The sequence below is a fragment of the Clostridium sp. AUH-JLR23 genome, from assembly GCF_964238065.1.
In the GTDB taxonomy this organism is placed as follows: Bacteria; Bacillota_I; Bacilli_A; order Erysipelotrichales; family Coprobacillaceae; genus Allocoprobacillus; species Allocoprobacillus merdigallinarum.
This window is the reverse complement of record NZ_CAXSKY010000007.1, coordinates 82,940-108,475: the sequence shown is the minus strand read 5'-3', so window position 1 is coordinate 108,475 and position 25,536 is coordinate 82,940. Positions and strand designations below refer to the sequence as shown.

Here is a 25,536-nt window from a genome sequence, read left to right as displayed (position 1 = left end):
ACATATAGTCATACCACAAGAATTACAGAAATAAAAAAAGAGTCACCTAGTCTAATATACTAAGTTGACTCCATTGACCATGAAAAATTCATGGTTTTTTTTTATGTTTATTGCTATAATGAACACTGGTGATGAAATTGAAAAAAGGAATATTAAGCTTATTGGCTTTATCAATGATGAGTTTAGTCGTTGGATGTGAAAAAAAATATGAATTAATGAGTCATCATTTTACGGGACCATTTGATACCATTACGACTTATATGTCTTATGCCAATAATGAAGAAGAATTTAATGAACAATGTGATTATATTGAAGAACAGTTGAATTATTATGATCATCTGTTTGATAAGTATAATACATATGATAATATGAATAATCTCAAAACAATTAATGATAATGCAGGTCAAAAGGCTATTGCGGTTGATCAGCCGTTAATTGATTTATTGACACTAAGTATTGAAAGAAATAAAACGATTTCTTCTAAAGTGAATATCGCTTTTGGAAGTGTCATTAATATTTGGCATGATTACCGTGATAAGGCTGAAGCTAATGGTGGTATTGGTGAAGTGCCAGATAGCGAAGAATTAGAAAAAGCTAATTTACATACAAGTATTGATAGTATTCAAATTGATGAAAAGCAAAAGACTGTCTATATTGATGATCCAGAAGTTTCAATTGATGTAGGTGCGACTGCTAAGGGTTATGCGATTGAATTGATTAAAGATGGTCTGATTGAAAAAGGTGTTGATAATTTCTTATTGAGTGGTGGTGGCAATGTGGCCAGCCATGGTCAAAGAAAAATTCAAAAAGAAGGAGATTTTTATCTTGATGAATGTGCCGATAAATTCTGTGTCGGTATTGAATCGCCTCAAGATGGCAATTATTCAGCAAGTGCAGATGACCCTGACAGTGAAAATGAAGCTGTTTTAGTTGTTCAGGGAGAATCAATTGTCACAAGTGGAGACTATCAAAGATTCTATCAGGATGATAATGGAATCAGATATCATCATTTGATTGATCCGGATACTTTATATCCAGCTGTTTATTTTAGAAGTGTCAGTATCATTACTGAAGATAGTGGCTTGGCTGATTTCTTGAGTTCAGCTGTCTTCTTGATGAGTTATGAAGATGGATTGAAATTGATTAATTCATTGGATGGCGTAGAAGCAATCTGGCTATTAGAAGATGGTCAAATCAGAATGTCAGATGGTTTAAAAGATAATGAAAATATTTATGTGATAGAAAAATCAAGATTGAAATAGGAGGAAAAGTATGCAAAGTTATAAAACCAAAGGAACATGTTCATCACGTATTGATTTTGATATTGAAGATGGTAAAGTAACACATGTGAAATTTATTGGTGGCTGTTCAGGAAATACACAGGGAGTAGCCAGACTTGTTGAAGGGATGAGTAAAGAAGAAGCGATTGCCAGATTAGAAGGTATTCGCTGTGGTGCGAAATCAACATCTTGTCCAGATCAGCTTGCAAAAGCATTAAAACAAGCTCAGTAGAACAAAACAATGTTCTACTTTTTTTGTCTTTTTTAGTTGTTGTCTACATATGATAGATTAGGTGATGTCTATGATGATACGTAGAATGAAAAAAATGCAACTGTTATGTGGAATTCTTTTAATATTACAACTGGTATGTTTTCAATGGATTATTCCATTTCATTTTTTAGCTGTTTTGTTGAGTATCATTATTATAATTAATCAAAGATGGTTTAAAGTTATACAACTTCAATATCATTTTTATTTAATTGGTTTATATTTTTATCGTTTATGGGTTTTAAGTATTGAAAGTTTTTATTTTTTAGATTTGATTTATGTTGTGTTTTGTCTGTATATTGCGATTATGTTAATTCTTTTCTCGTTTCATTGTATCTTATAATGATTTTTTTTGTTATAATGTAGCATAAAGGAGGCGGTTATGATGTTTGGTCATTTGCAGATTTATAGTGGTTATAGTTTTCAGCAAAGTACAATTTTAATTGAAGATTTGGTTATGGCTGCAAAAGAGAAACATTTAGATGCCTTAGCCTTAACAGATAAAAATAATATGTTTGCGACAATAGAATTTAGTGAAACATGCTTAAAAAATAATATTAAACCTATTTTGGGCATGGAAGCTAGTGTCTTGATTGATGGGAATATTTATCCGTTTATTCTTTTGGCTATTGATGACCATGGTTATTTTGATCTGGTTCAAATCTGCTGTGAGATTAACTTAAGTCAAGATCGTGCCATTGCCTTAAATAAACTGGCTTTATATCATGAACATCTTTATATCATTTCTGGTTTGGAAGATGGCATTATTGAACGTCATGTCGCAAAGGAAATGGAAGATGAAGCCATTAAATATATGCGTTTATTTCAAGAACTTTTTCATGATCATTATTATATCATGTTACAAAATCATCGTTTAAAATTTCAGGAACAACGCAATCAAAGAATCATATCTTTGGCTCGTTATGTCAAAGTCAAAGTGATTTGTTCTAATGAAGTGCGCTATTTAAAAAAACAGGATGCTTTGGCTGTTGATTTGATGCAGGCTTCTTTAAGTGGGACGGTCTTAGATGTGCAATATGAGCCATTGACGCAAGAAAAATATTTAAAAAGTGAAGCTGAAATGGAACAGTTATTTTCATCAGAGATTATTGAAGAAACAAGAAAAGTGTTAGTGACATGTAAAGCGACAGTGCCTTTACATGAAAAATATTTACCAACATATCCTGTCCCACATCAGGGAAAAGCTGTTGATTATTTAAGAAGTTTATGTAAGGTTGGATTAAAGAAACGCTTTGGTCATCAGGACATTCCCGTCACTTATAAAAAACGTCTACAATATGAATTGAATGTGATTCATGAAATGGGATTTGATGATTATTTTTTAATTGTCTGGGATTATGTTCGCTGGGCAAAAGTGCATAAAATTCAAGTCGGACCAGGAAGAGGGAGTGCGGCTGGAAGTCTGGTTGCCTATGTTTTAGGAATTACCAATATTGATCCATTACGTTATGATTTGTTGTTTGAGCGTTTTTTAAATCCTGGTCGTGTTTCTATGCCTGATATTGATATTGATTTTCAGGATGATCGTCGTGATGAAGTGATTCGTTATGTTATTGATAAATACGGTCAGGATCATGCCGCACAGATTGTCACTTTTAATACTTATGGACCTCGTGTAGCAATCAAAGAAATGGGAAAAGTCATGGGAATTCCACTTGCACGATTAGAATTAATTGCCAAGATGATACCGACTTCTCCTAAAAACAAAAAAACGATTACGCAGATGTATCAGACTTCTGCTCAGTTTCAATCTCTGATCAATCAAGATCCACGTCTTAAAAAAATCGTTGGAGCAACGAGTATTATTGAGCATTTACCACGTAATGTATCAACACATGCGGCGGGAGTTATTTTATCTAGACGTGCTTTACATGAAGTTGTGCCATTAGTTGTAGGACCAACTTCAACATTAATGAGTCAATATTCTAAAGATTATATTGAAACAGCTGGTTTTCTGAAAATGGATTTTCTAGCTCTTAAAAATCTCACAATGCTGGATTATATTTGTAAAGATATTGAACACAATGAAGGGGTTTCTATTGCGTTGAATCAATTGCCATTAGATGATGAAAAGACATATCGCCTGATTTCCAAAGCAGATACTTTTGGTGTCTTTCAGTTAGAATCTTATGGGATGCGTCATTTGTTAAGACAGATGAAACCTTACTGTTTTGATGATATTGTGGCAGCCATTGCCTTGTTTAGACCAGGACCTATGGAAAATATTCCGACTTATTTAAAACGTCGCAGTCATCAAGAAAAGATTACATATCCTTTAAAGGAGTTAGAACCTATTTTAAAATCGACTTATGGCATCATGGTTTATCAGGAACAAATGATGCAGGTTGCCCAAAAAATGGCAGGTTTTTCACTTATGAAAGCTGATATACTGAGAAAGGCAACATCTAAAAAAGAAACACAGCTGATGCAGTCCATGAAAGAAGAATTTATTCAAGGTTGTTTAGATCATGGTTTCACTCAGGAAAAAGCTATTGAAGTTTTTGGCCTGATTGAAAAGTTTGCCGATTATGGATTTAATAAGTCACATAGTGTGGCTTATGGATACGTGGCTTATCAGTTGGCATATTTAAAAGCCAATTATCCACTATACTTTTTTGCATCGATCTTATCTAATGAATTATCAAGTGAAAATACAAAGGTGCATTGTATTCAGGAGTGTAAAGCTTATCATGTCCAGATTTTACCACCGTCAGTCAATTATTCTCAGGCTCGTTTTATGGTGGAAGATGGGCATATTCGCTATTCTTTATTAGCCATTAAAAATGTTGGATATGCGGGTTATAAAGCTATCGTTGAAGAACGTGAAAAAGGATTATTTTTAGATATTTATGATTTTATGATGCGTATGGAAAATTCACATTTATCTAAAAAAATGTTAGAATCATTGGTTGATGCAGGGGCTTTGGATGAGTTTGGAATGTCACGTCAAACCATTTTAAAGAATCTGGATGCAATTAGGGATTATGGACATTTAAAAGAAAATCTGGGGATTGATGAAAAACCGGTTTTAACGATTTATCAAGATCAGCAGGAAGAAAAACTCGCAAGAGAAAAAGCTGTATTAGGTGTGTATTTATCGATGCATCCTATTGAACTGATGAAACAAAAGATTCAGACAGCTTATGTTAATGTGGCTGATTTGGATGAATATATCCAAAAGACAGTCAATGTTGTTGTGCAGTTACAACGTGTGAAAAATATTACTGATCGTAAAGGTCAGGAAATGTGTTTTATTGAAGCAATGGATGAAACAGGTAGTATGGATGGTGTTGTCTTTGCTTCAAGTTATAAAAACATAGGAATGATGTTAAAGAAAGGAAATATTTGTCTTATTCAGGGAAAAGTAAATATGAAAGATAAATTATCTTTGATTGTGGATAAGGCAAGGGTTGTTGAATAGATATGGAAGAATTAATTTTGATTGATGGAAATTCATTGTTATTTAAAGCTTATTATGCAACAGCATCAATGGGGAATTTAATGGTGAATAAAGATGGGATACCAACCAATGCAGTCTTTGGCTTTGCGAATATGTTACAAAAGATATTAGAACGTGAAAGTGCTTATATTGTTGTGGCATTTGATTATGGTAAAAAGACATTTAGAAATGATTTACTGGAACAATACAAAGCCACAAGAAAAGAGACGCCTGATGAATTAAAATGTCAGTTTGCGATGGTTAGAGAATTTCTAGATGCTTATTCTATTCCTTATTATGAATTAGAGGGATATGAAGGTGATGATTTAATTGGCACATTATCAAGGCTAGGGGAAGAACAAGGTTTAAGCGTGTCTATTTTTACAGGAGATAAAGATGCTTTTCAGCTTGTTTCTAAGCAGACAACGGTTTATCGTACTGTGAAAGGTGTCACTCAGCTTGATGTTTATACACCTGAAACGATTCAGGAAAAATATGGGTTGGTTCCTGATCAGATTCGTGATTTTCTAGGACTTATGGGAGATAGTGCTGATAATATTCCTGGAATTAAAGGTGTAGGTGAAAAAACAGCTTTAAAATTGCTTCATGAGTATGGAACGATTGAAAACTTAAAGGAACATATGCATGAAATCAAAGGAAAAATGGGTGAAAAGATTCGTGAAAATATTGATATTGGACTTCAGTCTAAGAAAATAGCTACGATTTTAAGAGATGTTCCTATGACATTGGATTTAAATCAGGCCCGTTATGATGGATATGATTTTGAAAAGCTTAAGGCTTTTTATACACATTATGATATGAATTCATTATTGAAAAAGATTTCTGTTGAATCACGTCCAACATCAAAAACGGATTTTCAATATGAAGTTGTTCAAAAAATGCCACCGATTCAAGAAGACAGTAGTGTTTTAGGGGCTATTTATGATCAAAACTATCATAAATCCATTGTTTTAGGATATGCTTTATATAATGCACATCAGGCTTATTTTATTACTTTTGAAGATGCTCTCAAAGATCAGCAGTTTTTAGACTATTTAAAAGATGAGCATTATCATAAATACAGTTATAATATCAAAGCTCAAATTTTATCAGCCAAATGGAATGGCATTGAAATCAAAGGTATGGACTTTGATTTACAATTAGCCTCTTATATTTTAAATCCAAGTTTAAAAGATGAAATGAAATATATTGGAGATTATTATGGTTATACATCTTTACAATATGAAGAAGAGGTTTTTGGAAAGAACACAAAGAAACATATTCCTGAATTAGATTTATTAGCCAAACATACCATCTCTAAAGCGAAGGCTATCTATGATTTAAAAGATCAGGCCATTGAAAAACTAAAACAGGAAGAACAGTATGATTTGTATCAGAATCTAGAATTACCAGTGACTTATATTTTGGCTCAAATGGAATATGTTGGAGCTAAGATAGATGTTGATGTCTTGAAGAAACTGGAACAGAATTTTGATCAGCAGATTAAAGAAATTGAAGAAGATATTTATATGCTGGCTGGTGAAAAATTCAATATTGCTTCTCCTAAACAGTTAGGTGATATTTTATTTCATAAATTAGGTTTGCCTAATGGTAAAAAAACAAAGAGTGGGTATTCTACATCACAGGATATCTTAGAAAAGATTGAAGACTTACATCCAATTGTGCCTTTGATTCAACAATATCGTATGTTGACAAAGTTATCATCTACATATGTCAAAGGATTACAGGAACAAGTCTTTCCTGATGGTAAAATTCATACCATTTTTAATCAGGCTTTAACACAGACAGGACGTTTATCATCTATTGATCCTAACTTGCAAAATATTCCTGTTCGCCAAGAAGAAGGAAAACTGATTCGACAGGCTTTTGTAGCGAGTCATGATTATTTAATATCTTTTGATTATTCACAGATTGAATTGCGTATTTTAGCACATTTGGCTCAAGTGAAATCATTGATTGACGCTTTCCATCAAAATAAAGATATCCATACACATACAGCGGCACTGGTTTTCAAAGTCAAAGATGAGGATGTCACACCACAAATGCGTCGTCAGGCCAAAGCCGTTAACTTTGGAATCATTTATGGTATGGGAGAATTCCGTTTATCTAAACAGATTGGTGTGACATTATCTGAAGCTAAAGAATTCATTCGTCGCTATTTTGAAGAATATCCTGAAATTCAACAATATATGCATCGTGTTGTAGAAGACTGCAAAAAAAATGGTTATGTATCTACAGTATTGAACCGTAAACGTTACATTCCAACTATTAATGATAAGAATTTTATGGTGCGTGAACAGGCAAAACGTTTTGCGATGAATTCTCCAATTCAGGGAAGCGGTGCTGATATTTTAAAACTTGCGATGATTCAGGTAGATCGTTTAATGAAAGAAAAGAAAATGAAATCACAAATGATTTTACAGGTACACGATGAATTGATTTTTGATGTTTATAAAGAAGAATTGGATGAAATGATGACGATTATCAAATCAGCTATGGAAAATGCCTTCCAAATGGAAGTTCCATTAAAAGTAGATGGAACTTATGCAACCAACTGGTATGATTTAAAATAAGGATTATATGCCAGAATTACCAGAAGTAGAAACCGTCAGGCGTACTTTAAAGAATTTTATTTTAGAACGCCCTATTTTAGGCATTGATGTTTATTATGATCGTATCATTCAGGGAGATACACAATTATTTGTCAAAAGTCTTCAACATGAAATCTTTTGCGATATTGATCGTGTTGGAAAATATCTGATTTTTAAATGTCAAAATCATGCATTTGTTTCTCATTTGCGTATGGAAGGAAAATTCCATATTGTTGAAAGTGATGAGCCTGTCAGTAAACATACACATGTTGTTTTTCATATGGATAGGCATCAGGATTTAAGATATATAGATACAAGAAAGTTTGGACGTATGGAACTGGTAAGTCTGGATGATTATCGTGAACAGTTGCCTTTAAAGAAATTAGGTCCAGAACCTTTTGAAATCACAACAGAGGCTTTATATGAACGTTTGCATCATTGTTCTTTGCCTATTAAAACAGCATTGCTTGATCAAAGCATGATGTGCGGGATAGGAAATATTTATGCCAATGAGATATGTTTTTATATGCATATTGATCCACGTACCAAAGCTTCTCGTTTATCTCGAAAAAGAGTAGATGAATTAAGAAAGGTTGCGATTATGGTATTGCAAAGTGCCATTGAACAGGGTGGCACAACGATTCATTCCTTTGATGCTAATGGTATACATGGTCTGTTTCAGGTTCAGCTTAAAGTTCATGGACAAAAGGTTTGTCCAGTCTGTCATCATGATATTAAAAAAGTCATGGTTCATCAGCGTGGCACTTATTTTTGTCCACAATGTCAAAAGAAACGTTATTAAGGGGTGTGAAAAATGAGTCGAGTCATTGGAATTACGGGGTCAATTGCAGTGGGAAAAAGCAGTGTGACACAATATTTAAGAACACATGGTTATTGTGTTTTGGATGCTGATGAGATTTCACATCAGGCTTTAGAAAAGAACAGTGGATGTTATCATCAGATCATTGCTCACTTTGACTGTTTAGATGAAAATGGAAATATCAGTCGCCAAAAGCTGGGACAGATTGTTTTTCATGATGCCAAAAAGAAAGCTTTATTAGAAAGTATTATTCACCCTTATGTGAAAACAACATTACAGGAGGGAATTGAGACTTCTCAAGAACCGCTGATCTTTTTAGATGTACCATTATTATATGAAACGCATATGGATGAAATGTGTGATAGTGTCATTGTTGTTTATGTTGATGAAATGACTCAAATGAAACGTCTGATGGCACGCAATCATATTGATGAAACACAGGCTCAACATTTAATGAGTCAACAAATATCTATCGAAAGAAAAAAAGACATGGGAGATTATATCATTGATAATCGTTATGGTTTTGAAGAGTTATATCAAAATATAGAAAGGGTATTAAAGGATTTAAAAGATGAAACTGTATGTGACTGATTTATATCGTGTAGAAATGCGTTATCCGCTTGATGACGTACAAATAGATACATTATATTATCTGTATCAGCCTTTGATTGGCATGAATGCAATGCATTTGTATATGATGCTTGTCATGGAAGGAAAACGTATGCGCCGTTTTATTGCACCTTGTCCACTTTCACGTTTAACATCTTATATGTCAATGAGTGTTATGGATATGGAAAAAGCTTTACGTAGTTTAGAAGCAATAGGATTGGTGAAAACCTATGTCAAACATGAAAATGATATAACCCAATATATTTATCGCCTTTATGCCCCTCTATCTTTAAAAGCATTCTTTAAAAATCAGATTTTATCTTCATTATTACAGTTGTCTTTATCTGAAGAGGATTTTCAAAAAACAGTGCAATATTTTAAGATTTCTTTAGAAAATCTAGATGGTTATGAAGATATTACAGCAAGATTTCAAGATGTTTTTACTATCCAGCATTCTCCCCCAAAAACACGTCTTTTAAAATACAATGAAGATTTGATCCATCAAACAACACAGGATGTCAAAATAGATTATGATTATGATTTATTGTATCAGAGTTTAGCAGATTATCAGGTGAATCGTTCTTTACTGAGCCAGGATGATTTGAATTATGCGACAGAACTGGCTTATGTTTATCATGTTGATGCTTTAACACTGGCAGGCATCATCAAAGATGCTATGGAATCACAGGGAATCAATCGCGGTCGTATGAAGCAGGCAATTCAAAAATATTTTGATGTATCTCAAACATCTCAACTGCAGGAAGTTTATCATAAGCAGCCTATCCAGTTTCAAACATCAGATCAGACTTCATCACCACTTGTTTTACATATGAAATATTTAGATTCCTTAACACCCTATGATCTTTTAAAAGATAAACAGGGAGGCAAAGAACCTGTCTATCATGATTTAATGATTGTGGAAACATTAATGGTTCAATTAGGTTTAAAACCTGCTGTGGTGAATGTTTTGATTGAATATGTCTTAGGTAAGAATAATAATCGTTTATCAAAACGTTATTGTGAAGCGATTGGTGCTTCATGGGCCCGTAAGAATATTCAGACGGCTATGGATGCCTATCGTGAATTGATGAATCAATCCACACCAGAACAATCAAAAGAAGAAGAGGTTTCATCATCTTCATCACAAAGTCAAGTGTCATCACAAGAGCTGATGGACTTACTTAATCAATTGAAGGAGGGACAATTATGATCAAAATATCTGATATGATCGTCAAAGATGATATTGAAAAGTTAAAAAAAGAAAGCCAGTATGCATTATTAAAGGAACAAAATATTCAAGCTTTTTTAAAACAGAATCATTTAGATCCATCTGTTATGGATGATTACTGGGTAGAATTTTTAGATTATAATGATGATTTTCATGTTTGTCAGTCATGTCAATCTTTAAATCAGTGTCCTAAAGATACCATTGGTATGCAAAAAATATTAAAATATTATGATGGTGAAATTGTTTTAGAACTGCAAAGCTGTCCTTTTGGTAAAGAAATTGAAAAGAAGAGAAAACTTCTCGATCACTTTGTGATGAGCAATGTTAGTGAAGATTTAATGCTGACAGATTTGTCTTCACTCAAGATTGTTGAAAATGCGGCGAAACTTTCAGCTAATCATCAAAATGCTTTAGGACATATTCTTAAGTATTCACAGACACCCACTTCACAAGGACTTTTCTTACATGGTCCAATGGGAAGTGGAAAGACAACATTGTTGGCTGGTTTGATGAATAGTTTAGCTAAGAAAGATAAACAGATTGGATTTATTCATTTTCCAACTTATCTGATTGATCTCAAAGCCAGTTTTTCTTCTGGTGATAATGAATACGCTATGGATAAGTTGTTGAAGGTTGATTATTTACTGTTGGATGAATTAGGTGAAGAAAATATCACAGCGTGGTCACGTGATGAAATTCTATTAACCATTTTATCTTATCGTTTATTGAATCATTTACCCACTTTTTTTACAAGCATGTATGGTTATAATGAATTAAAAAAAGTCTATACTTTAAAAAAAGGTGATGAAATTCGTGCAAATACAATTATTTCAAAATTGAAAGCGTTAAGCATTGAAATAATGCTTGACTGAACCAAAATGACGATATAGAATGTACTCGAAAGTATAGAATACAATGTCATTTTATGATAAAATAATAACGAAAAAAGCGAGAGGAGAGTAGTTATGGTGAAATGCATTGGAGTATTAACTTCTGGTGGAGATGCGCCAGGAATGAACGCAGCTATCCGTGCTGTAACAAGAACTTGTTTAAACAAGGGAATTAAAATTTATGGGGTGCGATTAGGATATAAAGGACTTCATGATGGTGAATTTATTGAATTCGATAGGCATAGTACACGTAATATTATTAACATTGGGGGAACATTCTTAAAATCTGCACGTTTTCCTGAATTTAAAGACCCTAAAGTCAGAGAAGAAGCCATTGAACAAATGAAAAAAGTTGGAATGGAAGCTTTGGTTGTTATTGGGGGAGATGGAAGCTATAATGGAGCTTTAAAATTAACCGAAATGGGAATCAACTGTATTGGTATTCCTGGAACAATAGATAATGATATTCCTGATACTGATTTTACAATTGGATTTGATACAGCTTTAAATACAATTGTAGATGCTTTAGATAAATTAAGAGATACATCAAGCTCACATCAAAGATGTACAATTCTTGAAGTTATGGGAAGAAGATGTGGTGACTTGGCTGTTCATGCAGGACTTGCCTGTGGAGCAGAAATGATTGTGACAAGCGAAAGTGGTTTTGATGAAGAAGAAGTCATTGAAACTTTAAAACGTTCAAAAGCTTCTGATAAAAAACATGCTTTGGTTGTTATTACTGAACATATTACTGATGTTCATGAACTTGCAAAACGTGTTGAAGAAGCAACTGGTTTTGAAACACGTGCTAATGTTTTAGGACATATGCAAAGAGGTGGACGTCCATCTGCTAGAGATCGTGTTTTAGCTACTCGTATGGGAATCAAAGCTGTTGAATTATTAGAAGAAGGTAAAGGTGGTCTTTGCATTAGTGATGTTAAAGGTGAAATTGTTGGACTACCAATTCAAGAAGTCTTAGGACATAAACGTAAAATCAATCAAGGTATTTACGAAGATGTATTAAAACTTCGTTAAATATAAACTAAGCTATAGGAGATTAATTGAGAATGAAAGATAAGATGAAGAAAACAAAGATTATTTGTACAATTGGACCTGCATCTGAAGATCCAAAAATGTTAAAAAAATTAGTTTTAGCTGGTATGAATGTTATGCGTTGTAACTTCTCTCATGGTGATTATGAAGAACATGGTAAAAAAATGCAAACAATGCGTGATGTCAATGCTGAACTTGGGACAAACTGTGCTATTTTATTAGATACAAAAGGGCCTGAAATTAGAACTGGTGATTTTGAAGGTGGATTTACTGAATTTAAAAAAGGACAAGTATCTACAATCTGTGTGGAAGATATCGTAGGGACTGCAGATCGTTTCACAATCACTTATAAAGATTTATACAAAGATGTTAAACCTGGTGGATTTATCTTAGTGAATGATGGTCAAGTTGAATTATTAGTTGACCATGTTGAAGGAACTGATATCGTTTGTGTTTGTGCAAATGATGGTAAAGTCAAAAATAAACGTGGAATCAATGTTCCTGGTATCGAACTTGGATTTGATTTCATTTCTGAAAAAGATAGAGCTGACTTAGAATTCGGATGTCAACAAGATGTAGATTACATCGCTGCATCATTTGTACGTCGTCCTCAAGACGTTTTAGATGTTAAAAAAATATTAGTTGAAAATGGAAAACCTGATATTCAAATCATCGCTAAAATTGAAAATAGCGAAGGTGTTGAAAAAATGGATGATATTATCAAAGTTGCTGATGGTATCATGGTTGCACGTGGGGATTTAGGTGTTGAAGTTCCTGCTGAAGATGTACCATTAATTCAAAAAGAATTAATCAGAAAATGTAAAGCAGCTGGTAAAATTGTTATTACTGCAACACAAATGCTTGAATCTATGCAAGAAAATCCAAGACCAACTCGTGCTGAAGTCAGCGACGTTGCAAACGCTATTTATGATGGTACTGATGCTATTATGTTATCTGGTGAATCTGCACAAGGTAAATATCCAGAAGAAGCTGTTATGGTTATGAACAAAATTGCAATTAAAACAGAATCTACATTAGATTATGCTTCATTACATAGAAAAGCTGTCAGAACTGCATCTGATGATCCTTCTGAAGCTATCTGTATGTCAGTAGCTGAAATTGCAACAAAATTCAATGTTGCTGCCATCGTTGCATTTACAGAATCTGGATTTACAGCAAAGAAAATGTCTAGATATAGACCAGAATGTCCAATCATTGCGGCAACTCCATATGAAAAAACAACTAAGAAATTAGCAATTAACTGGGGTGTTAAATCTGTCACATGTAAACACATGGATACAACAGAAGGTTTATTAAACTTAGCTGAAGTTATTGCAAAAGAAAACGGTGTTAATGCTGGGGAAACAATCCTTGTTACTGGAGGAACTCCTGGTGTTCGTGGAACAACAAGCTACTTACAATTAATCACTGTTAAATAAATTTTCAATCAATTTCTATTCATGAGAAAAGTATCACTTTCAAAGTGATGCTTTTTTATGTAAAATTTACATTTTAGAGATTTTTTCATATTTTATACACAAAAATATGATATTTTAAATATAGAAAAGAGATAAAGAGAAAGGTATGCTGAAATATGTTTCATCAAGCAGGAGATAAACTGAAGATTTGTTCCTATTTATTTATGATTTTCTATACAATGAAATCACTCATTTTTCGATTACAATATATATTGTCAATTGAAAATTTATTCAGTTTTTCAAAAGATATTGTCTTTGCATTCATTGTGTCATTATTGATTTATGGCTGTAGCTATATAGTGAAATTATATGAAAATAAGAATATTTTATAAACTCAAAAAATGACAGGGGGGGGGGTACAAAACGTGACTTATAAAGTATCTAAAATTTTAAAAGTCTGTGCTTATATTTTCTTGGTTGGGAGTATCTTACAACAAGGATATACAATAGCGATGAATACATCTTATTTAAATACTGGTGAGCTAATGGGAGTAGAATCTATGCTGATGATGTTGTGGTCTTGTTTTATCTCCTTTTTGCTTTCATTAATCATCTATGGATTTGCAGAAATTATTGAATATTATGAAATGAAAAAAACAAAAGATACAGATATCTTGACAAATGAGAATAATGATGTAAAATAACTTTACAAGCAATGATTTAGGATATGTTTTTATAAGTGATTGTTTAGAGAAAAGATGGTTGGTGAAAATCTTTGATAGCTTATAGAAATACTCCCTAATAGGCTACACTCGAAAGAGATTGTCGTAGAACTGCGTTAAAGTTTTGAGGTTATCTGATAGATAATGAATAAAGGTGGTACCACGAGATTTCGTCCTTTGGATGAAATCTCTTTTTTATTAAGGGGGCAGATATGGAAAAAGGACATTTAGAATTTCCTGATTATCATCATGAAGAATCAATGAAGGCATTGATTCAAGCTATGAAAGATGATCATAATCCTTTTGGTGTCAATGGAGCAGGTTCTTTTGAAAGCTGTTCAAGTTATCAGGAATGGATTTCAAGAGAAAAGAAGAATCATTTAGGTATTGAATTAGAAGATGGTTTTGTTCCAGGGACAGAGTTTTTATATGTTGTCAATAATCAGGTGATTGGTTGTATTCATATCCGTCATTGCTTAAATGAGGCTTTATTCAAACATGGTGGACATATTGGCTATTCCATTCATCCCGATTATCGTAGGCAGGGATATGCGACAGATATGTTGAAACAGGCACTTCAATTTTGTCAACAATGGGAAATTGAACCCGTATTAATCACTTGTCATCAAGATAATGTGGCTTCAAGAAAGACCATTGAAAAATGTGGTGGTGTTTTTGAAAATCAATATGATGATATTTTAAGATTTTGGATAGGAGGAAAGAAATAATGAGAGATTTTATTAATGAAGAAGCTTTAAATACTTTAAATCATTCATGTGCACATGTGATGGCACAGGCAGTTAAGCATTTATATCCTCAAGCTAAATTCTGGGTTGGACCAGTTGTGAGTGAAGGATTCTACTATGATATTGATTTAGGTGATCAGGTGATTACTGATGATGATTTACCTAAAATTGAAAAAGAAATGAAGAAAATCTGTAAAGATGGAAAAAGAATTATCAGAGAAGACATTTCTAAGGAAGAAGCTTTAGACATGTTTAAAGATGATCCTTATAAGTTAGATTTAATTCAAGGTTTAGAAGATGGACATATTACATGTTATCGTCAAGGAGACTTCGTCGATTTATGTAGAGGGCCACATGTAGAAACTGTCAAATTATGTAAGAATTTTAAATTATTAAAACATTCTGGAGCTTACTGGAAAGGGGATAAAAACAATAAAGTTCTACAAAGAATTTATGGTGTTTGTTTCCCAACAGCCCAAGAGTTACAGGAACATTTAGACTTTTTAGAAGAAGCTAAAAAAAGAGATCATAAAAAATTAGGAAGAGAACTTGATTTATTTATGATGAGTGAATATGCACCAGGTATGCCATTTTTCTTACCACATGGGATGTTATTAAGAAATACATTAGAACAATACTGGTATGAAGAACATGCCAAAGAAGGATATCAGTTCATTAAAACACCAATCATGATGTCAAGAGAGTTATGGGAAACTTCAGGACATTGGGATAACTATAAAGAAAATATGTATACAAGTGAAATTGATGAGCGTGAATTTGCGATTAAACCAATGAACTGTCCAGGAAGTATGCTTGTTTATAAAAATGGTTTACATTCTTATAAAGATTTACCTCTTCGTATGGGAGAACTTGGACAAGTGCATAGACATGAAGCCAGTGGTGCTTTAAATGGTTTATTTAGAGTACGTACTTTTACACAGGATGATGCACATATCTTTATGACACCTGATCAGATTGAAAGTGAAGTTGTACGTTTGATTTCATTTATTGATCGTGTTTATTCTAATTTAGGCTTACCATATGATATTGAATTATCAACTCGTCCAGAAGAAAAATATATTGGAGATTTAGAAATTTGGGAAAAGAGTGAAGCAGCCTTAGCAGCAGCATGTCAAGCAGCTGGAAAAGACTTTAAAGTCAATCCTGGAGATGGGGCTTTCTATGGTCCAAAACTTGACTTCCATGTTAGAGATTCTTTAGGAAGAGTTTGGCAATGTGGAACAATCCAATTAGATATGAACTTACCAGAAAGATTTGATTTAACATATGTGGATCATAATGGTGAAAAAGTGAGACCAGTTATGTTACATCGTGTGATCTTTGGTTCTATTGAAAGATTTATTGGTATTTTGATTGAACACTTTGCAGGGGCATTCCCATTATGGTTAGCACCAACACAAGTCAAAGTGATTCCAGTTAAAAATGAATATCATTTAGAATATTCAAAAGAAGTCTATAAACTTCTAGAAGACAAAGGAATTCGTGTGGAATTAGATGATCGTGAAGAAAAATTAGGTTATCGTATTCGTGAAGCACAGATGAAGAAGATTCCATATCAGCTAGTCTTAGGTGATAAAGAAAGAGATGAAAGAACTGTGACTTATCGTCAATATGGTGAACAAAAACAAATCACTGTATCATTAGATGAATTTGTAGATATGGTCTTAAAACAAATTGAAGAAAAATCAAGATAAGCGAGTTGAATGACTCGCTTTTTGATTGAAAAGAAAAAGTTATTTCATAGTTTTGAAATAACTTCCCTTTTTTATTCATATAATGCTGTTGATAAATAACGATCGCCACCATCAGGTAATAAAACAACAATATTCTTATCTTTGTATTCAGGCTGTTTAGCTAAAGTTTTAGCAGCATATAAAGCAGCACCTGAAGAAATACCAGTAAGAATTCCTTCTTTTTGAGCAAGCTGTCTAGCAGCTTCAAAAGCTTCTTCAGTAGAAACAGTTATTATATGATCATAAATATGTGTATCTAAAGTTTCAGGAACAAAGTTTGCGCCAATACCTTGAAGCTGATGAGGGCCCGTTTGTCCATTTGAAAGGAGTGGAGAATCTTTTGGTTCTACCGCAATGATTTGTACCTGTGGATTCTTTTCTTTTAAATATTGTCCAACTCCACTGATTGTCCCACCAGTTCCAACTCCAGCAACAAAGATATCTACTTTTCCATCCATCTGTTCATTAATTTCTGGACCTGTTGATAGATAATGGGCTTTTGGATTACTTGGATTGGTAAACTGACTAGGAATGAAGCTTTGAGGAATATCTTTTGCTAAAGCTTTGGCTTTATTAATGGCTCCAGTCATTCCTTCTTGACCTGGTGTTAAAACAAGCTTGGCACCGAATGCTTTCATGAGTTTTCTTCTTTCTTCACTCATTGTATCAGGCATTACGATAATGACTTCAAAACCTAAAGCCGTACCAATGGCACATAATCCAATACCTGTATTACCGCTTGTTGGTTCTATAATTGTTGCACCAGGTTGTAGTTTTCCAGATTCTAAAGCATCTAATAACATACCTCTTGCAACACGATCTTTGACACTGCCAGCAGGATTATAATATTCCAGCTTGGCGAATAAATGGGCCTGAGTTTGTTCCTGCTTTTCTATATGATGTAATTGTAGAATAGGTGTCTGTCCTACCATCTCTTGAATACTGTGATAAATTTTCATATCTGAAAACCTCCTTTTTATTGTCCTCATTATAGAAAGTATAGGCTAAAAAAGCAAAGAATATGATAAATCTTTTGTGTGTCATTGATAAGAAAATCATAATATTATTTACCAAATCTTCATATTCTATGTTATAATGAAAAAACATAGAGGGAGGAATAAAAATGATCTGTTATGATAAAAATGATATAAAGGATTTAAAAAATCATGAAGATAAATATTATATGCCAAATGCATTGTTTGATACAATGCAATACAAACTTGTCCGTTTGGAAGTCAAATGGGCTTATGTTGCATGTTTGAATGTTATGTTGAAAACACCATTATATGATTATGATGGATTTGCTTATATTAAAGATGATCATCCTCAAATGATTGAAGTTTTAAAAGACTTAGCTCATAAAAATGTTGATCAGCAAAAAATTGATGGTTATATTCAAGAATTAGAAGATTGTGGACTTGCTCAAAGAAAAGGTAGAAATATTTATTTGAAAAAAATTTCTAATATCTTTTAGGAGGTTATTATGTTTGATTTGATTGTTAAAAAAACAATTCCAAATTATCAAGATACACAAGCACCTGAAATAAGAGAAAAGTATGGAACACTATGTAGTGTTCTTTCTATTATATGTAACTGTGTCATGGTCATCTTTAAATTATTATTTGGATTTATGACACATTCAGTAGCTATTCAGGCTGATGGATTTAACAATCTATCAGATATGGGGAGCAATTTAGCAACACTTTTTGGTTTTAAATTAGCAGGAAAACATCCTGATAGTGACCATCCTTATGGACATGGTCGTTATGAATATATTGCAGGATTAATCATTTCTTTTTTAATTTTATTAGTAGCGTTTTCCTCTTTTAAAGAATCAGTGATGAAAATTATCAAACCTGAAGCCCTTCTTTTTACATGGGGTGCCCTCATTGTTTTGGTTGTATCTATTTTTATCAAATTATGGATGGCTTCTTTTAATAGAAAAGCTGGAAAAATCATTGATTCCACATCTTTAAAAGCAGCTTCACAAGATAGTTTAAATGATGTCTGTGCAACTCTTGCAACCTTGGTTTCTTTATGTTTAAGTTTAGTAACCTCATTTCCTGTGGATGGAATAATTGGGGTTATTGTTTCCATTGTTGTGTTTAAGTCAGGAATTGATATTTTTAAGGATACTGTTGATCCATTATTAGGAAAAGCGCCTGATAAAGAACTGGTTAATGACATCTATGAGTATGTTCTATCATTTGATCAGGTTTTAGGTATTCATGATTTTATGTTGCATGATTATGGGCCTGGACGTCAATATATGACTTTTCATGCTGAAGTGGATTGCCATGAAGATATCATGACTGTTCATGATCAGATTGATGTTATTGAAAGAGATTTATTAGAAAAGTTTAATATTTTAACAACAATCCATATGGATCCTATTGATACAATGGATGAACTTACAAATCAGTTAAAACAGGAAGTTCAAAATATTGTTCAGGCATTGAATCCAAACTATAGTATTCATGATTTTCGACTGGTCAAAGGACCAACACATATTAATCTCATTTTTGATGTTTTATTGCCTGCTGATGATGAAATTTCACATCAGGAGTTGAAGCAAAAAATCACAGAAGCGATTCAACAAATCAATTCACACTATTTTTGTGTGATACAGATAGATCATGCATTTTTATAAAAAGTGTTTGACAAATGTTTATAGACAAGATAATATATTATTAACAACAGTGAAGAGAAGAGTAGTTTATGATGATTTGATAGAGAGTTCTTGGTTGGTGGAAAAGAATATTGAGGCATAAATGAAGATGGTCTTGGAGTTTCATTAGTGAATGATTTAGCTAATGGCGGGTGTACCCGTTATCGTACTAGAGTATGTTGGTACTCGAAGAGATTGTTATAGTGATGTAACGATGAATTAAGGTGGTAACACGGGTTATATACTCGTCCTTAGCGGGACGGGTTTTTTTATTTATAGGAGGGATTTCATGATTGAATTAAAACATATTCAAAAAGTTTTCCATACACCTAAAGGAGATATTCATGCCTGTCAGGATGTTAATTTGACAATCCAGAATGGTGAAATCTTTGGGGTTATTGGATATAGTGGTGCTGGGAAGTCAACACTTGTTCGTATTATTAATCAGCTTGAAAAACAGACAAGTGGAGAAGTCTTTATTGATGGTGAAGATATTTCATTATACAATGCTAAAGATTTAAGAAAGAAAAGAACAGAGATGGGAATGATTTTTCAACATTTTAATTTATTGTGGTCAAGAACAGTACAAAAAAATATTGAATTGCCATTAGAGATTGCTGGTGTTGAAAAAAGCAAACGTGTTCAAAAAGCAAAAGAATTAATTGAACTGGTTGGATTGCAGGGACGTGAAAATGCTTATCCAAGTGAATTATCTGGTGGACAGAAACAACGTGTAGGTATCGCAAGAGCATTAGCCAATGATCCAAGTATTCTGTTATGTGATGAAGCAACCAGTGCATTGGATCCAGATACAACGGAACAGATTTTAGATTTATTAAAAGATATTAATCAAAAACTCGGGATTACGATTGTCATGATTACACATCAGATGGAAGTCGTACAAAAAATCTGTCATCGTATCGCTGTTATGAGTGAAGGGAAAGTTGTAGAAACAGGTCGTGTCAAAGATATCTTTGAACATCCTCATCATCACATTACCAAACGTTTTGTCAGAGATATATCAAGTAAGATTGATGATGATAAGCAAAATGAAAATCTTAAACAGATTTATCCAGATGGTATTTTATTAAGATTAACATTTGATGAAGATATTTCCAGACAACCTATTGTTTCTCGTGTCATTAAAGAAACAAAATTAGATTTAAGTATTGTTTCAGGAAATCTCACAAATACAATTGATAGTTCTTTTGGAGTATTGATTGTCAATGTCATAGGTGGAACACAACAGGATTATGAAGATGTCATTCAAAAATTTAAAGACTATCAGGTTATTGTGGAGGTGATTTAAGATGAGTGAATTTTTAAGTCAAATTGACTGGGATGCTATGTATGTTGCCATCCAGGAAACATTATTGATGACAGTGGTTTCTTTAGTGATTGCTGTTATATTAGGGTTTGTTTTAGGAATCATCCTTTATATCACAAAAGAAGACGGACTTTATCCTCATAAAGTTATTCATCGTATTTTAGATTTTATTATTAATCTTTTTAGAGCTATCCCATTTATTATTTTAATATTCCTGCTTCTACAGTTTACAATTAAAATTATGGGAACAATGTTAGGAGTCAAAGGCGCTTTACCAGCACTGATTCTATCAAGTGCACCTTTCTATGCAAGAATGTGTATGATAGCTTTAAGTGAGATTGATAAAGGAACAATTGAAGCCAGCAAGGCTATGGGAGCAAGTTCCTGGCAGATTATTACAAAGGTTCTTATACCTGAAGCTAAACCAGCATTAATTTCAAGTATGACTGTTATGGCTATTTCTTTAGTAGGTTATACAGCTATGGCAGGATGTATTGGATCTGGAGGACTTGGAAACTTAGCCTATATGTATGGATATGCTAGACAAAATATGCCAGTTATGTATACAGCAACATTCTTTGTTTTAGTGATTGTCTTTATTATACAGATTATTGGTGATTTGATTGTGAAAAGAATTGATAAGAGATAGGGAGGAAAACATATGAAAAAATTATTTATTGGAATTTGTGCATTATTTTTAGCTATTGGATTAACAGGTTGTGGAGGTGGAAACACAGCGAGTGATGAAAAAACATTAACTGTTTCTGCAACATTAGATCCTCATTCTAAAATCTTAGAGGAAGCTAAACCTATATTGAAAGAAAAATATGACATTGATTTAGAAATTAAAGTGTTGGATGATTATTATATTTTCAACAAAGCTTTAGATGCAGGAGAAGTAGATGCTAACTATTTCCAACATCGTCCATTCTTTGAAGGTGAACTTAGTGAACATGGATATAAAATTGTAGAGGAAGCTGGTATTCATTTAGAGCCATTTGGATTTTATTCTCAGACAATAAAAGATATCAAAGATATTCCTGAAAATGGGGAAGTGATTATTTCTAACTCTGTAGCTGACCATGGAAGAATTCTTGGAATTCTAGAAGATGCTGGAGTGATTGAATTAAGTGATGATGTCGAACGTCTTGAAGCAACAACAGAGGATATTGTATCTAATCCAAAGAATTTATCATTTGAAGAAATTAAACCAGAATTACTTGCAACTGCTTATCAAAATAATCAAGGGGATTTAGTTGCGATTAATGGAAACTATGCCCTGCAGGCTGGATTAAATCCAACAGAAGATGCGTTAATTATTGAAACAGTAGATGCTGATAATCCATATGTGAATATTGTTGCAGTACAAGAAGGTCATGAAAATGATGAAAAGATTAAAGCATTGATTGAAGTCTTAAAATCTGATGAAATAAAACAATTTGTAGAAGATGAATATAAAGGTGCTGTTGTTATGGTAGATTAAGATGAGTATTTCTCATCCATTGGCATAAACTTAAGATATACTCTTAGGTTTATGCCTTTTTAATAGGATTTCATATTTGAATTGTGGTATAGGATGATGATGTTATATTGATGAAAGTTATAAAAATAATAGTGGTCGTCCAAATAATTGAAGATAATGATATTGGAGGAATATCTATCTATGATATGGGATTGAAAGAATTTACACGATATAATGGGTCAATTGAAGAAATACCACTTCTTGTAGATAATGAAATGATGATTGTTGGTCTCATTATGTTTTTTATTCTATGTTATTACTTAAATAAAAATTATCTCATCAATCATCAAAGAGATTATATGATGATGAGAATTGTGGGATTGACAAAAAGAGAAATGTTAATCAAAGAAGTAGAAAAAGGTTTTTATTCTTTTGTCATTATTAATATTATGAATATAACTTTGATTTTATTGGTAGAATCTTATCTTCAGATTGTCTATATTCCTATAGTGGAATTCCTTGTGATGAGTTTCATATGTTTAGGTATATGTGTGGTTATTTATATGATGCCATTATATGTTTTATGGAATGATTTAATGAATATTGATAATGGAGGTGGATTATCATGATCATTTTAGATGGGAAGAATTTAAGAAAAACTTATGGATATGCTGAAAACAAGGTAGATGCGATTAAGAATATTTCAATAGAAATTGAAGAAGGTTCTTTTGTGGCTGTTGTTGGAACCAGTGGTAGTGGGAAGAGTACTTTATTGCATGTATTGGCTGGCTTGGTAAAGCCAAATGCTGGAAAAGTTTATTTACAGGGAGAATCACTCTATGATATGAATGATGATCGTTTAACACGTTTAAGAAGGAGAAAAATGGGATTTGTGTTTCAATTCTTTAATCTGATTACAACTCATAATGTGATTGAAAATATTGTTTTACCAATTCATTTAGATAATAGACAGGTGGATGAAGAATATGTGGATGAGATTATTGATTTATTGAAACTTAAGGAAAAGAAATATGCCTTTATTCATGAACTTTCAGGTGGACAACAGCAACGTGTCGCAATTGCTAGAGCACTGGCCTCTAAACCAGCAATTATCTTTGCTGATGAGCCAACTGGAAATTTAGATGCGAAGAGTTCACAGGAAGTGATTCAATTATTAAAAATAGCACAAAGAAAATATCATGAAACTGTCATTATGGTGACACATGATGAAATGATTGCTAATGTAGCTGATCGTATTTTACGTATTGAAGATGGACAAATCATACAGGATACGGCACAAAAAAACGAATGATTGTATAAATCATTCGTTTTGAATTTTTATTGAATTGGTTCAAAATCAATAGCACCATGTTTACATAATGGACAGATGTAGTCTTCTGGAAGAACATCTCCTTCATAAATGTAACCACAGATTTTACATACAAATCCTTTTTTGCCTTCTGTTTGAGGTTTTGGTTTGACATGATTTTGATAATATGTATAAGTCATTGTATCTAAATCAGAAATGACGCGCGCTTCTGTTACTTTACATATAAACATACCATGTGTCTGTAAGTCTACATATTCTTCAACTTCAAGTGACATAAAAGCATTAATATAACGAGGTAAGAAAGCTAAACCGTTATCAGCATATAATGGTTCAAAACCATCGAATTTATTAACTGTACGACCACTTTGGAAACCAAATCTTTCAAAAATACTAAATGGAGCATCAACAGATAAACAGTTGACATTCATTTTTCCCGTTTGTTTAATGACATGATGTGAATAATTTTGTTTATTAATATTCACCGCAACACGATTTGGATTATCACTGACTTGTGTGACAGTATTAACAATTAATCCGTTATCTTGTTTACCATCATGACTTGTCACAACATAAAGTCCATAACCAATTTTAAATAAAGCACTCATATCATGTTTATTTGCTTTATCATTAGATTTGGCGATATAGTCACGACATAATTCATCCGCTAATTGGTCAATGGCTTCTTGACTTTCACTATTTAATGCTGATTTAACAGTGACATGATTTTCAGCCCAAGTTATGTTTTTACAGTTTTCTAACATGCCTTTCATGACTTTACAAGCCATTGGAGCCCATGATCCATTTTCTATTAATGCGATTGTACGATTTTGAAAATTTCTTTCCGTTAAATGATGAATGAATTCTTTCATGAATGGGAAAACATCTGCATTATAAGTCACTGAAGCTAAAACAAGCTTACCATATCGAAAAGCATCACTTACACATAAAGCCATATCATCACGTGCTAAATCATGCACAACAACTTTTGGACATCCTTTTTCTGTTAATTTTGATGCCAATAAATCAACTGCTTTTTGAGTATGTCCATAAATAGAATTATAAGCAATCATAACACCATCTGTTTCCACACTATAAGATGACCAAGTCTGATAAAGATTTAAATAGTGTGATAGATTGTCTTTTAAAACAGGTCCATGTAATGGACAGATCATTTGAATATCTAAAGTTGCAGCTTTTTTAAGCACTGCCTGGACTTGTGCACCATATTTTCCAACAATACCAATGTAGTAACGACGTGCTTCATCATCCCAGTCTTCTTTGACATCATTAGCTCCAAATTTTCCAAATCCATCTGCTGAAAATAAAATCTTATCCTTTTGATCATAAGTCATCATCACTTCAGGCCAATGTACCATTGGCGCAAATACAAATGATAATGTATGTTGACCTAAACATAATTCTTCACCGTTTTTCACAACTAATCTTTGATAGTTTTCATCTAAAGCGAAGAACTGTTCTATCATCATAAATGTTTTAGCATTCCCCACTAATGTTGTGTTAGGGTAAACTTTCATAAAGTTTAAGATATTAGCAGAATGGTCAGGTTCCATATGTTGAATAATTAAATAATCAGGCTGACGCCCTTGTAAAACTTCATCAATATTATCTAGCCATTCATGTGTAAAATGAATATCTACAGTATCCATTATCGCAATCTTTTCATCTAAAATCACATAAGAATTATAAGCCATACCATTTGGGACAACGTATTGTCCTTCAAATAAATCAATATGATGGTCATTAACACCTACATATCTGATATCTTTTGTTATTTCCATACTTTGAACTCCTTTCAATGTCTCTATTCATTATAGTCATATCCTAGTGAAAAATCAATGTCGATGCGTAAAACAAAAAATGTTTATTTT

Annotated in this window: 23 protein-coding genes and 1 other annotated feature; of the genes, 21 read left to right on the top strand and 2 right to left on the bottom strand. The window is 32.7% G+C overall.

The window, feature by feature from the left end; all coding sequences use genetic code 11:
* The first annotated feature begins 137 nt into the window (after positions 1-137).
* From ACESR5_RS05245 to thrS, 14 genes are all read left to right on the top strand, one after another.
* Positions 138-1,262, top strand: a complete 1,125-nt coding sequence (locus ACESR5_RS05245) for an FAD:protein FMN transferase (RefSeq protein WP_373154554.1) — start codon at positions 138-140, stop codon at positions 1,260-1,262.
* Positions 1,263-1,272: 10 nt separating this feature from the next.
* Positions 1,273-1,512 (top strand): TIGR03905 family TSCPD domain-containing protein, encoded by a 240-nt coding sequence (locus tag ACESR5_RS05240; protein ID WP_087243347.1) that lies wholly within the window; start codon positions 1,273-1,275, stop codon positions 1,510-1,512.
* 70 nt (positions 1,513-1,582) lie between these two features.
* The gene (locus tag ACESR5_RS05235; protein ID WP_289527588.1) at positions 1,583-1,891 is read left to right on the top strand and encodes a hypothetical protein; all 309 of its coding nucleotides are present in this window, start codon (positions 1,583-1,585) and stop codon (positions 1,889-1,891) included.
* A 39-nt stretch (positions 1,892-1,930) separates the two neighbouring features.
* Positions 1,931-4,990 carry a DNA polymerase III subunit alpha gene (gene dnaE / locus ACESR5_RS05230; protein ID WP_373154552.1) on the top strand — a complete coding sequence of 1,020 codons (3,060 nt, stop codon included), beginning with the start codon at positions 1,931-1,933 and terminating at the stop codon, positions 4,988-4,990.
* A gap of 2 nt (positions 4,991-4,992) precedes the next feature.
* Complete coding sequence (polA, locus tag ACESR5_RS05225; RefSeq protein WP_087243344.1) at positions 4,993-7,602, top strand: DNA polymerase I; 2,610 nt, start codon at positions 4,993-4,995, stop codon at positions 7,600-7,602.
* A 7-nt stretch (positions 7,603-7,609) separates the two neighbouring features.
* Positions 7,610-8,422, top strand: a complete 813-nt coding sequence (gene mutM, locus ACESR5_RS05220) for a DNA-formamidopyrimidine glycosylase (RefSeq protein WP_087297962.1) — start codon at positions 7,610-7,612, stop codon at positions 8,420-8,422.
* A 12-nt stretch (positions 8,423-8,434) separates the two neighbouring features.
* Complete coding sequence (gene coaE, locus ACESR5_RS05215; RefSeq protein ID WP_087297963.1) at positions 8,435-9,031, top strand: dephospho-CoA kinase; 597 nt, start codon at positions 8,435-8,437, stop codon at positions 9,029-9,031.
* Entirely contained in the window at positions 9,012-10,259 is a 1,248-nt protein-coding gene (locus ACESR5_RS05210) for a DnaD domain protein (protein WP_373154550.1), read from the top strand. Before coaE ends, ACESR5_RS05210 begins: the two co-directional genes overlap by 20 nt.
* Positions 10,256-11,149, top strand: a complete 894-nt coding sequence (locus ACESR5_RS05205; RefSeq protein ID WP_087297965.1) for an ATP-binding protein — start codon at positions 10,256-10,258, stop codon at positions 11,147-11,149. The genes ACESR5_RS05210 and ACESR5_RS05205 overlap by 4 nt, the downstream gene beginning before the upstream one ends.
* Positions 11,150-11,245: 96 nt before the next feature.
* Complete coding sequence (gene pfkA / locus ACESR5_RS05200) at positions 11,246-12,202, top strand: 6-phosphofructokinase (RefSeq protein WP_373154560.1); 957 nt, start codon at positions 11,246-11,248, stop codon at positions 12,200-12,202.
* 44 nt (positions 12,203-12,246) lie between these two features.
* Positions 12,247-13,659 (top strand): pyruvate kinase, encoded by a 1,413-nt coding sequence (pyk, locus tag ACESR5_RS05195; protein WP_373154558.1) that lies wholly within the window; start codon positions 12,247-12,249, stop codon positions 13,657-13,659.
* Positions 13,660-14,063: 404 nt separating this feature from the next.
* Complete coding sequence (locus tag ACESR5_RS05190) at positions 14,064-14,342, top strand: hypothetical protein (protein ID WP_087243336.1); 279 nt, start codon at positions 14,064-14,066, stop codon at positions 14,340-14,342.
* A 230-nt stretch (positions 14,343-14,572) separates the two neighbouring features.
* Positions 14,573-15,088, top strand: a complete 516-nt coding sequence (locus ACESR5_RS05185) for a GNAT family N-acetyltransferase (RefSeq protein ID WP_087305578.1) — start codon at positions 14,573-14,575, stop codon at positions 15,086-15,088.
* Entirely contained in the window at positions 15,088-16,821 is a 1,734-nt protein-coding gene (thrS, locus tag ACESR5_RS05180) for a threonine--tRNA ligase (RefSeq protein ID WP_129737498.1), read from the top strand. Before ACESR5_RS05185 ends, thrS begins: the two co-directional genes overlap by 1 nt.
* A 71-nt stretch (positions 16,822-16,892) precedes the next feature.
* Here thrS and cysK read toward each other — a convergent pair whose 3' ends face one another.
* Positions 16,893-17,819, bottom strand: a complete 927-nt coding sequence (cysK, locus tag ACESR5_RS05175) for a cysteine synthase A (RefSeq protein WP_373154547.1) — start codon at positions 17,817-17,819, stop codon at positions 16,893-16,895.
* A 164-nt stretch (positions 17,820-17,983) separates the two neighbouring features.
* Between cysK and ACESR5_RS05170 the strand changes: the two genes are divergently transcribed.
* From ACESR5_RS05170 to ACESR5_RS05140, 7 genes are all read left to right on the top strand, one after another.
* Complete coding sequence (locus tag ACESR5_RS05170) at positions 17,984-18,334, top strand: hypothetical protein (RefSeq protein WP_087243331.1); 351 nt, start codon at positions 17,984-17,986, stop codon at positions 18,332-18,334.
* 9 nt (positions 18,335-18,343) lie between these two features.
* Complete coding sequence (locus ACESR5_RS05165; protein ID WP_087243330.1) at positions 18,344-19,510, top strand: cation diffusion facilitator family transporter; 1,167 nt, start codon at positions 18,344-18,346, stop codon at positions 19,508-19,510.
* A gap of 40 nt (positions 19,511-19,550) precedes the next feature.
* Positions 19,551-19,784: a binding site (T-box leader), on the top strand.
* A 33-nt stretch (positions 19,785-19,817) separates the two neighbouring features.
* Complete coding sequence (locus tag ACESR5_RS05160; RefSeq protein WP_087297994.1) at positions 19,818-20,837, top strand: methionine ABC transporter ATP-binding protein; 1,020 nt, start codon at positions 19,818-19,820, stop codon at positions 20,835-20,837.
* Position 20,838: 1 nt separating this feature from the next.
* Entirely contained in the window at positions 20,839-21,504 is a 666-nt protein-coding gene (locus tag ACESR5_RS05155; protein WP_087297993.1) for a methionine ABC transporter permease, read from the top strand.
* 12 nt (positions 21,505-21,516) lie between these two features.
* The gene (locus ACESR5_RS05150; RefSeq protein ID WP_087243327.1) at positions 21,517-22,338 is read left to right on the top strand and encodes a MetQ/NlpA family ABC transporter substrate-binding protein; all 822 of its coding nucleotides are present in this window, start codon (positions 21,517-21,519) and stop codon (positions 22,336-22,338) included.
* Between the two features lie 110 nt (positions 22,339-22,448).
* The gene (locus ACESR5_RS05145) at positions 22,449-22,946 is read left to right on the top strand and encodes a hypothetical protein (protein WP_373154545.1); all 498 of its coding nucleotides are present in this window, start codon (positions 22,449-22,451) and stop codon (positions 22,944-22,946) included.
* Positions 22,943-23,629: an ABC transporter ATP-binding protein gene (locus ACESR5_RS05140; RefSeq protein WP_168081650.1), complete on the top strand. Its 687-nt coding sequence runs from the start codon at positions 22,943-22,945 to the stop codon at positions 23,627-23,629. The genes ACESR5_RS05145 and ACESR5_RS05140 overlap by 4 nt, the downstream gene beginning before the upstream one ends.
* A gap of 26 nt (positions 23,630-23,655) precedes the next feature.
* On the opposite strand, the gene ACESR5_RS05135 is transcribed toward ACESR5_RS05140, so the two are convergent.
* On the bottom strand, positions 23,656-25,446 hold the full coding sequence (locus ACESR5_RS05135) for a flavin reductase (protein ID WP_087243321.1): 1,791 nt from the start codon (positions 25,444-25,446) through the stop codon (positions 23,656-23,658).
* Between the last annotated feature and the right edge of the window lie 90 nt (positions 25,447-25,536).

Excerpts from the sequence above, each read along its gene's own strand:
- pyk (WP_373154558.1), top strand. The coding sequence starts at position 12,247 with ATGAAGAAAACAAAGATTATTTGTACAATTGGACCTGCATCTGAAGAT.
- ACESR5_RS05210 (WP_373154550.1), top strand. The coding sequence starts at position 9,012 with ATGAAACTGTATGTGACTGATTTATATCGTGTAGAAATGCGTTATCCG.
- ACESR5_RS05170 (WP_087243331.1), top strand. The coding sequence starts at position 17,984 with ATGATCTGTTATGATAAAAATGATATAAAGGATTTAAAAAATCATGAA.
- coaE (WP_087297963.1), top strand. The coding sequence starts at position 8,435 with ATGAGTCGAGTCATTGGAATTACGGGGTCAATTGCAGTGGGAAAAAGC.
- ACESR5_RS05205 (WP_087297965.1), top strand. The coding sequence starts at position 10,256 with ATGATCAAAATATCTGATATGATCGTCAAAGATGATATTGAAAAGTTA.
- ACESR5_RS05155 (WP_087297993.1), top strand. The coding sequence starts at position 20,839 with ATGAGTGAATTTTTAAGTCAAATTGACTGGGATGCTATGTATGTTGCC.
- dnaE (WP_373154552.1), top strand. The coding sequence starts at position 1,931 with ATGATGTTTGGTCATTTGCAGATTTATAGTGGTTATAGTTTTCAGCAA.
- ACESR5_RS05185 (WP_087305578.1), top strand. The coding sequence starts at position 14,573 with ATGGAAAAAGGACATTTAGAATTTCCTGATTATCATCATGAAGAATCA.
- thrS (WP_129737498.1), top strand. The coding sequence starts at position 15,088 with ATGAGAGATTTTATTAATGAAGAAGCTTTAAATACTTTAAATCATTCA.
- ACESR5_RS05140 (WP_168081650.1), top strand. The coding sequence starts at position 22,943 with ATGATCATTTTAGATGGGAAGAATTTAAGAAAAACTTATGGATATGCT.
- ACESR5_RS05145 (WP_373154545.1), top strand. The coding sequence starts at position 22,449 with ATGAAAGTTATAAAAATAATAGTGGTCGTCCAAATAATTGAAGATAAT.
- ACESR5_RS05240 (WP_087243347.1), top strand. The coding sequence starts at position 1,273 with ATGCAAAGTTATAAAACCAAAGGAACATGTTCATCACGTATTGATTTT.
- mutM (WP_087297962.1), top strand. The coding sequence starts at position 7,610 with ATGCCAGAATTACCAGAAGTAGAAACCGTCAGGCGTACTTTAAAGAAT.
- ACESR5_RS05150 (WP_087243327.1), top strand. The coding sequence starts at position 21,517 with ATGAAAAAATTATTTATTGGAATTTGTGCATTATTTTTAGCTATTGGA.
- ACESR5_RS05135 (WP_087243321.1), bottom strand. The coding sequence starts at position 25,446 with ATGGAAATAACAAAAGATATCAGATATGTAGGTGTTAATGACCATCAT.
- cysK (WP_373154547.1), bottom strand. The coding sequence starts at position 17,819 with ATGAAAATTTATCACAGTATTCAAGAGATGGTAGGACAGACACCTATT.
- polA (WP_087243344.1), top strand. The coding sequence starts at position 4,993 with ATGGAAGAATTAATTTTGATTGATGGAAATTCATTGTTATTTAAAGCT.
- ACESR5_RS05160 (WP_087297994.1), top strand. The coding sequence starts at position 19,818 with ATGATTGAATTAAAACATATTCAAAAAGTTTTCCATACACCTAAAGGA.
- ACESR5_RS05165 (WP_087243330.1), top strand. The coding sequence starts at position 18,344 with ATGTTTGATTTGATTGTTAAAAAAACAATTCCAAATTATCAAGATACA.
- ACESR5_RS05235 (WP_289527588.1), top strand. The coding sequence starts at position 1,583 with ATGATGATACGTAGAATGAAAAAAATGCAACTGTTATGTGGAATTCTT.